The following is an 8,214-nucleotide window of genomic DNA, read 5'->3' on the forward strand; positions in this document are numbered from 1 at the left end:
CCACCCGCGAGCGATCAGGTGTCGCTGGTGGCGACGGCCTGGGTACGGGTTGCCTGGCTGCTGCGGCGGGCACCGGCCGTGGCCTGTCCGGCCGGCTGAGGCGTGGTCGGGTTCGCCGTAGCGGTGGTGGCATCATCCGCCTGGGTCACCTTGCTCGGCTGCACGTTGAGCCAGCAGGCCAGTGCAGGCAGCAGGAAGATGGCGCCCAGTACGTTTACCATGAACATGAAGGCCAGCAGGATGCCCATGTCGGCCTGGAACTTGAGCGCCGAGAACGCCCAGGTGCCGACGCCGATGGTCATGGTGACGGCCGTGAATACCGCTGCCGTGCCGCGCTGGCGCATCGCTTCGTAGAAGGACGTACGCAGATCGACACCGCGCTTGAGCGAGTGCTGCATCTGTTCATAAATGTAGATGCCGTAGTCGACCCCCACGCCTACGCCCAGGGCGATCACTGGCAGGGTGGCCACTTTCAGGCCGATGCCCAACAGCGCCATCAGTGCGTTGCACAGAATGGTCACCAGCATCAGCGGCACGATCACGCAGAGCACCCCGCGCCAGGAGCGGAAGGTGATCCAGCACAGCAGGGTGATGGCCGCGAAGATGGACGCGATCATCTGCACTTCAGCCGTTTCCACCGCTTCGTTGGTCGCGGCCGCCACACCGGCGTTGCCACCGGCCAGACGGAACTCCACACCCTCGACGGTCTGGCCGTCGATAAAGCCCTGAATTTCGCCCATGACGTGTTTGAGCGTGTCGTTCTGGTGGTTGTCCAGGTACACCATCATGTTGATGGTCTTGCACAGTTCGTTGTTCAGGCCCAGCTCCGGGTTGGCCGCCTGGCTGCCTGAGCGCAGGGCCATGGACGAACGCTGCAGGGTGCGCCACAGCGGGTTGCCTTCGTTGTTGCCGGAGACGTACAGCTTGGCCATGCCGGAGACGGTGCTGACCGACTGCACGCCGGGCACGCCGCGCATGTGGAAATCGAAGCGGTCAACGGCATTCATCACCTGCCAGTCCAGGCAGGCTTCGGAGTCGCGGTTGGTCTCCACGTACACCGAGAGCACGTCCATGCCGATGGAGTAGTCGCTGATGATCTTGTCGTTGTCCTGGTTATAGCGCGATTCGGCCCGCAGTTCCGGCACGCCCGTGCCGATGTCACCGGTCAGCAGCGAGCGGGACTGCCAGGTACCGGCTGCCAGCAGGACCAGCATCACCGCCAGGCTAACCAGCGCCGGCTTGGGTTGTGACAGGGCCGAAATCTTCCACCACAGCGGGTGTTTTTCGCCATTGTTGTCGTCGCCCTTGAGCGCAATTTTCTCCAGCTTGAGGTGAGACAGGATGATCGGCATGAACATCTTGTTGGTGATGATCATCAGGGCTACACCCAGGCAGGCGGTCACACCCAGTTCGTGCACGATGGGGATGTCGATCACCATGATCACCATGAAGCCCAGAGCGTTGGCCAGCAGGGCTACGGTACCGGGAATGGCCAGCTTGCGAATGGCGCTTTCGGCGGCTTCAATGGCGCTCATGCCCGAAAGCACGTCCAGTTTCCAGGCGTTGGTCATCTGTACCGCGTGTGACACGCCGATGGAGAAGATCAGGAAGGGCACCAGTACCGACATCGGGTCGATGCCGTAACCGATCTGCGGCAGGATGCCTAGCAGCCAGATCACCGGCAGCAGTGCCACCACGATCGACAGCAGGGTCAGTTTCAGCGAGCGCGAGTACACCCACAGCAGGACGAACGTGATCACGAAGGCCACGGCGAAGAAGATCACCACGGTCATCAGGCCATCCATCACATCACCCATCACCTTGGAAAAGCCGATGATCTGGATATTGATGTTGTCGCCGCCCAGGTCGGCACGGATTTTTTCCAGATGGCGCGCCACGGCGGCATAGTCGGTCTTTTCACCGGTTTCCGGGTCCAGCTCCAGCAGTTCGGCCTGAACCATGGCGGATTTCAGGTCGTTGGAGACCAGGTTGCCGATCTGGCCGGATTTGTAGACGTTGGAACGGACCTGCGCCAGACCCTCGTCGTTGGCGGTAAAGCGGGACGGAATCACCACGCCGCCGGTAAAACCGTATTCGGTCACTTCGATGTAGCGCACTTCCGGCGTGAACAGCGAGCGTACGCTGGTCCGGTTGATGCCGGGGGTGAAAAACACCGCATCCGTGGCTTCGCGCAGCTTGTCGAAGAAGATCGGGTTGTAGATGTCACCTTCGCCGGTCCATTCCAGACTCACCATCACCCGGTTGGCGCCGGTGAACTCGGAAGAGTGTTCCAGAAAGGCCTGCATGTATTCATGTTTGAGCGGAATCAGCTTGTTGAAACCGGGGTCGAAGCGGGTCTGCATCGCGGAAAAGCCGAGCATGATGGTGATCAGCAGGAACAGAAAGCCCAGTGGCTTGCGGCCGATGATCAGAAGACGGGCCGAGGTGTCAACAAATTTTTGCACGGCAGTAGAGTGATTGGACATGATCAGGCTCCTGCGGACTGTTTCAGTTGGTCAACCGACAGGGCCGGCATCAGCCCACTATCGCTGCTCATCAGCAGCTGGCCGGAGGGCAGGCGTGCCATGTCGGTCAGGGTCATGCGGCCGCTCTTGTGCAGAAAACGGAAGTTCTGGCCCCGGTCTTCACTGATCATGAGCACGCCGCCCTGACCGCCCAGCAAAATGTCGCCGTTATCGAGCACGCGATGGGTAAACAGGGAGGCGTTGAGCTGACCGCCGACGCTGGCCCAGCTGGTGCCGTTGTCGTCACTGCGGAAGATGTTGCCGCGCATGCCGTAGACCACCCAGGTATCGTCACCCAGGTGCGCTCCGCCGTAGAAGGAGCCGTTGTAGAACTCGGGAATGCTCTCCCAGGTGTCGCCGCCATCCAGCGAGCGAAACAGGGTGCCGGCCTCGCCCACGATCAGCCAGGTTCGGTGATCTTCGGAGGGCAACAGGGCATTGAGGTGCCAGTCGGTACCGTTGGGCGGCGGCATTTCGGCCCAGCTCTGGCCGTCGTCGCTGGACATCAGCGCCTGGCCGAAGGCCCCGATTGCCATCCACACGCCCGAGGGCAGGCGGTTGACGCTCAGCAGCGGCTCGCCGCCGGGGTTGAAGGCAACTTCGTCCCAGTTGCGGCCACCGTCGGTGGTTTTGAGGATCCAGCCCTCGTGGCCGATGGCCAGGCCGTTGCGCTCATCCTTGAAGTGCAGGCGCGTGATCAGTGCATGACGCTGGTGCGACAGGGTCGCCTTGTTCCAGCTGTTGCCCTGGTCGTTGGAAACCAGGATGTGGCCCAGTTCGCCGGCGGTCACGAGCCCGGCGGCGGTTTGTGTGATGCTGGTCAGGTTCATGTTTTCAACCGGAATCTGGCTTGGCCCCAGAGGTGGGGTATCCCGGTGTGAGAACGCGAAAAGTCCGGCCACTGCCACAATCAGTGAAACAGCGATGCCCAGGGTTACGCGCATGGCAAAACTCCTTTGTTTTGAGGCCTTCAGGCTTGGCATTGTTTTTGTACTACTGGCCTGGAGCTCGAAGAGTACGCTTCCCATTATTCTCAGCGCGGTACCCGCAACATCGTCCAAATGGGCTAGGGGTCACAGGTGGTGATCTGAATCAGAAGTGAATTCGTGTTAGTCCGAATTGACGATGAGGGGGGTGTTGTGCTGTGGAAATCTGCGTCATGTACAAGGAGATGGTCGGTGCAGCCGGTCATGCCCGGTGAAGACAAATAATAACCGAGGAGACTCGTGCGATGGGCGTGTTGACGAACAATTTTATAGCAGCGGCAACCAATGAAGATTACATGACGCCGGAGGCCGTTCGCCTGGTCCAGGCGGCGGAAGAGATGGCGCCGCGTTTACGGGAGCGGGCCCGTGCGGCCGACGAAGCCGGCATGGTGCCGCGCGAAACGGTTAAGGAAATGGCGGAAGCGGGTCTGTTCCGTGTGCTGCAGCCCAAGCGCTGGGGTGGCTACGAGCTGGACCCGCGCGTGTTCTACAAGGTGCAGATGGCGCTGGCCCGTGGCTGCATGTCCACAGCCTGGATCTATGGCGTGATCGGCGTGCATAACTGGCAGCTGCCGCTGTTCCCGGAACAGGCGCAGCAGGATGTCTGGGCTAACGGCAATGACGGCACTCTGATTGCGTCCACCTACATGCCGGTGGGCAAGGCCGAGAAAGTGGACGGCGGTTACCGCTTCTCCGGTCGCTGGGGTTTCTCCAGCGGGGTGGAGCACTGCGAATGGATCTTCCTCGGCGGTCTGCTGCCGAAGAAGGACAACCCGGACGAGCTGGAACACACTACCTTCCTGCTGCCGCGCAGCGACTTCAAAATCGAGAAGAACTGGGATGTGCTGGGCCTGCGTGCCACCGGCAGTCACGACATCATCGTTGAAGATGCGTTTGTGCCCGAGCACCGTACGCACCGCACCAACGATCATTCCGATGCCGGTTGTCCGGGGCGTGAAACCAACCCGCACTGGACCTACAAGATTCCGTTCACGCAGGTGTTCCAGCGTGCCGTATCTTCGGCGTGCCTGGGGGCAACCGAGGCGGCCATCGAGGAGTTCCGTACCCGTGCCGGTGCGCATGTCGGCAAGCATGGTGCCAAGACCGCTGAAGACCCCAACGCCCAGATGGCCGTGGCCGAAGCGATGATTGCGGTGGATCAGCTCAAGCTGGTGATGTTCCGCAACTACGACCGCATCGTGCACTGCGCCCGGACCGGTGAAAAGATGCCGGTGGAAGAGCGTCTGATGCAGCGAGCCCAGGCATCGCTAGTACCGAAGCTGTGTGCCGAGCGCATCAGTGAGCTGTTGCGTGCCTGTGCGGCGTCCGGCATGTACCGCAGCAACCCGATCGAGCGCATTTTCCGCGATATTCATCAGGCGCGTGGCCACATCGCCAACAATGCCGATGCCTATGCGCGCGCCAGTGGTGCTGTGATGTTGGGTCTACCCAACATGGACCCGTACATCTGATCCAAGGAGTCTGCCGATGAGCACGTCCCGCTACCATAACCTGCAGGTTGAGCAGGTTGTACAGGAAACCGATGATGCGGTGTCCCTGCAGTTTGCCCTCGATGCCGATCAGGTCGAGCGCTTTCGCTACCGGCCGGGTCAGTTTCTCACCCTACGCCTGCCCTGGCAGGGTGAGCACCTGTTGCGCTGTTACTCGATGTCGAGTGCGCCCACGGTGGATTCACGCTTGCGCGTGACCGTCAAGCGCGTGGTGGAGGGGCGTGGCTCCAACTGGATCTGCGATAACGTGAAGGCTGGAGATCGCATCGAAGTGATGCAGCCAGCGGGTGTATTCACCCCTGAGTCGCTGGACGGGGAGTTTCTGCTCTTTGCCGGTGGCAGCGGTATCACGCCGGTGTTCTCCATCCTGCGTTCAGTGCTGCTGCGCGGGCGCGGGCAAGTGCGCCTGATCTATGCCAATCGCGACGAGCAGTCGGTGATCTTCCGTGAGGCGCTGAAGGAGCTGCTGGAGCAGTATGCCGATCGCCTGGATGTGATCCATCTGCTGGACGCGGTACAGGGGCGTCCCACGGTTAGCCTGTTGAAGCGCTTGTCGTGCGGTTTCGAGCAGGCCCGTGCCTTCATTTGCGGCCCTGGGCCTTATATGGATGCCGCCGAGCAGGCGCTGCAGGAACTCAAGTTGCCGCCTGCGCATATTCATGTCGAGCGCTTTGTGTCCCTGCCGTCGGAGGAGTCACGGGATGAGGATCAGCAGGCCGCTTTGACCGAGTCGGCTGAAATTGACGAGGCTCAGGTGGCGATCGAACTGGACGGCCAGCATTACGAGCTGCAGTGTCAGGGCGATGAAACCATTCTGGATGCCGCTGAAAAGGCCGGCATCGAGCTGCCGTATTCGTGCATGGCGGGCATGTGCGCCTCCTGCATGTGTGAAGTGACCGAGGGTGAGGTCAAGCTGTTGCACAATGACGTGCTGGATGAGCGCGACCTGTCGCAGGGGATGACACTGACGTGCCAGGCAGTGCCAACTTCGGCGAAGGTGCGGCTCAAGTACACCTGACTCTCATACAACCCTTTGTCTTTCAATCAATTGGACCGGCCTTGTGCCGGTCCTTTTGGTTTAGTCTCATTGGACGATGGCAGCCATCGGCCACCCTCTTAATCTGAATTCACTGACTGCGCAGGTGTGAATGCCTGTCTGTCGCGCAGATGCGGCAGCGAGTCTGTTCTCTGATAACAACAACTCAGGAGACACATTATGCAGGGCTGTCTACAAGGCAAGGTCGCATTCATTACCGGTGGCGGCAGCGGCATCGGCGCTGCCACAGCGGAACGTTTCGCGCAAGAAGGTGCGCATGTTGTGGTGTGTGGGCGCCGCCTGGAACCACTGGAAGCGGTGGTGACCAGCATCCGTGCCGGTGGCGGTGAAGCCGAGGCGGTACAGGCGGATGTCAGCGATGAGCAGGCGTTTGTCGCGGCGCTGGAAGGCGTGGCTGAGCGTCACGGCCAGCTGGATATCCTGGTGAACAACGCCATGGCGTTCAACTGGGGCAGCATCGAGGAGATGACCACTGAACAGTGGCATGAAAACTTCACCACCTCGGTGGACGGTACCTTCTGGGGCACGCGCACCGCGCTGCAGCTGATGAAGGCGCACGGGGGCTCCATCGTCAACCTGTCCTCTATCTGCGGCGAGCTGGGCACCCCCTGGATGTCGGGCTATTCGGCGTCCAAGGCGGCGGTAACCAACTTCTCCCGTGCCGCGGCCGGCGAGGGTGCGCCCTATGGCATCCGCGTCAACGTGGTGATCCCGGCCGTGGTCGAGACGCCGGCAACCGCGGGCATGCTGGCTGATGACAAGGCGCGCAAGAGCACTGAAAAACTGATTCCCATGGGGCGTGTCGGCCAGCCGGAAGAACTGGCCAACGCCATCCTGTTTCTGGCCAGTGACCAGGCGTCCTACATTACCGGCGCCACGCTGCCGGTGGATGGCGGTCGCTCGGCCGTGCTGGTCACGGCGCTGGATTAAGGAGACGCCCATGACAAGTCTTAATCAGGACAGTCTGGTGGGTGTGGAGCCGCTGTTCTCAACCATTCGCATCGGTGCGCTGGAACTGGCCAATCGGATTGTCATGGCCCCCATGACTCGCAACCGCGCCGACGCCGACGGTGTGCCCAGTGACTTAATGGTGGAACACTATGCCGCCCGTGCCAGTGCCGGTTTGATCGTGGCTGAAGGCACCTGGCCCAGTGTGACCGGGCAGGCTTACTGCCGCCAGCCCGGTATCGCAACCGCCGAGCAGATCATGGCCTGGCGCCGGGTGACCGATGCCGTCCATGCCAAGGGCGGTTGCATCATTCTGCAGATCATGCACGCCGGTCGTGTCGGCAGTGCGCAGATCAAGCCCGAAGGGGTGGAGACCGTGGCACCGTCGGCCATTCAGGCCCGTGGCGAGGTGTTTACCGATGCCGCCGGCATGCAGCCGTTCGACATGCCGCGTGAATTAAGCACCGAAGAAGTGGAAGCCGTGGTTAACGAACACCGCCAGGCGGCGATCAATGCCCGTGAGGCTGGTTTCGATGGGGTCGAGTTGCACTGCACCAGTGGTTATCTGCCGATGCAGTTCATGTGCTCGGGCACCAACCATCGCGAAGATTGTTACGGCGGCAGCGTCGATAACCGGGTGCGCTTTGCGGCCGAGTGTCTGCAGGCGATGGGTGAGGCGATCGGTCTGGACCGGGTCGGTTTCCGCATCAATCCCGGCAACACCTTCAACGATACCGCCGACGAAGACAGCGTCGCAACGCATGTGGCGTTGATGCAGGCGGCTTCGTGCATCGGCGTGGCCTTTGTCCACATCATGCGGGCGCCGGACCCGGCCATCGATGCCTTTGCGCTGGCCCGTGAACATTTCAGCGGTGGCCTGATCCTGAACGACAGCTTTGACCCGTCGTCCGCCGCCGATGCGGTACGCGAAGGCCAGGGTGACGCGGTCTCTTTCGCCCGCCATTTCATTGCCAACCCGGACCTGGTGACCCGCATCCGCAAGGGACTGGCGCTGGCCAAGTTCGACCGCAAGACCATCTATACCCCGGGGCCGGCCGGCTATACCGACTACCCCACAGCGGCAGAGTAATTCGAGGAATTGAACATGAAAGTACTGGTACCGGTTAAGCGCGTCATCGACTACAACGTCAAGGTGCGCGTCAAGTCCGATGGCTCCGGCGTGGATC

Annotated in this window: 6 protein-coding genes and 1 pseudogene; 5 read left to right on the forward strand and 2 right to left on the reverse strand. The window is 61.4% G+C overall.

The features are described from left to right. Positions 1 to 14: 14 nt before the first annotated feature. The gene (locus KTN04_RS15350) at positions 15 to 2,486 is read right to left on the reverse strand and encodes an efflux RND transporter permease subunit (protein WP_254262606.1); all 2,472 of its coding nucleotides are present in this window, start codon (positions 2,484 to 2,486) and stop codon (positions 15 to 17) included. A 2-nt stretch (positions 2,487 to 2,488) separates the two neighbouring features. Further along, positions 2,489 to 3,469 carry a WD40/YVTN/BNR-like repeat-containing protein gene (locus KTN04_RS15355; protein WP_217336116.1) on the reverse strand — a complete coding sequence of 327 codons (981 nt, stop codon included), beginning with the start codon at positions 3,467 to 3,469 and terminating at the stop codon, positions 2,489 to 2,491. A gap of 287 nt (positions 3,470 to 3,756) precedes the next feature. Here KTN04_RS15355 and KTN04_RS15360 point away from each other — a divergent pair, with 287 nt between their 5' ends. The 5 genes and pseudogenes from KTN04_RS15360 to KTN04_RS15380 all read left to right on the forward strand — a co-directional run. Further along, entirely contained in the window at positions 3,757 to 4,983 is a 1,227-nt protein-coding gene (locus tag KTN04_RS15360; protein ID WP_217336117.1) for an acyl-CoA dehydrogenase family protein, read from the forward strand. A 16-nt stretch (positions 4,984 to 4,999) separates the two neighbouring features. Next, positions 5,000 to 6,040 carry a ferredoxin--NADP reductase gene (locus tag KTN04_RS15365; RefSeq protein WP_217336118.1) on the forward strand — a complete coding sequence of 347 codons (1,041 nt, stop codon included), beginning with the start codon at positions 5,000 to 5,002 and terminating at the stop codon, positions 6,038 to 6,040. Positions 6,041 to 6,238: 198 nt separating this feature from the next. Next, positions 6,239 to 7,009: an SDR family NAD(P)-dependent oxidoreductase gene (locus tag KTN04_RS15370; protein WP_217336119.1), complete on the forward strand. Its 771-nt coding sequence runs from the start codon at positions 6,239 to 6,241 to the stop codon at positions 7,007 to 7,009. 10 nt (positions 7,010 to 7,019) lie between these two features. Then, positions 7,020 to 8,117: an alkene reductase gene (locus KTN04_RS15375; RefSeq protein WP_217336120.1), complete on the forward strand. Its 1,098-nt coding sequence runs from the start codon at positions 7,020 to 7,022 to the stop codon at positions 8,115 to 8,117. A gap of 15 nt (positions 8,118 to 8,132) precedes the next feature. Then, positions 8,133 to 8,214, forward strand: a pseudogene (locus KTN04_RS15380) (electron transfer flavoprotein subunit beta/FixA family protein); the annotation flags it as partial.

This window comes from Marinobacterium weihaiense (assembly GCF_019061305.1).
Classification (GTDB): Bacteria; Pseudomonadota; Gammaproteobacteria; order Pseudomonadales; family Balneatricaceae; genus Marinobacterium; species Marinobacterium weihaiense.

Bases quoted from the DNA above. Each gene is read 5' to 3' on its own strand.
- KTN04_RS15350 (WP_254262606.1), bottom strand. From the start codon at position 2,486: ATGTCCAATCACTCTACTGCCGTGCAAAAATTTGTTGACACCTCGGCC.
- KTN04_RS15375 (WP_217336120.1), top strand. From the start codon at position 7,020: ATGACAAGTCTTAATCAGGACAGTCTGGTGGGTGTGGAGCCGCTGTTC.
- KTN04_RS15365 (WP_217336118.1), top strand. From the start codon at position 5,000: ATGAGCACGTCCCGCTACCATAACCTGCAGGTTGAGCAGGTTGTACAG.
- KTN04_RS15360 (WP_217336117.1), top strand. From the start codon at position 3,757: ATGGGCGTGTTGACGAACAATTTTATAGCAGCGGCAACCAATGAAGAT.
- KTN04_RS15370 (WP_217336119.1), top strand. From the start codon at position 6,239: ATGCAGGGCTGTCTACAAGGCAAGGTCGCATTCATTACCGGTGGCGGC.
- KTN04_RS15355 (WP_217336116.1), bottom strand. From the start codon at position 3,469: ATGCGCGTAACCCTGGGCATCGCTGTTTCACTGATTGTGGCAGTGGCC.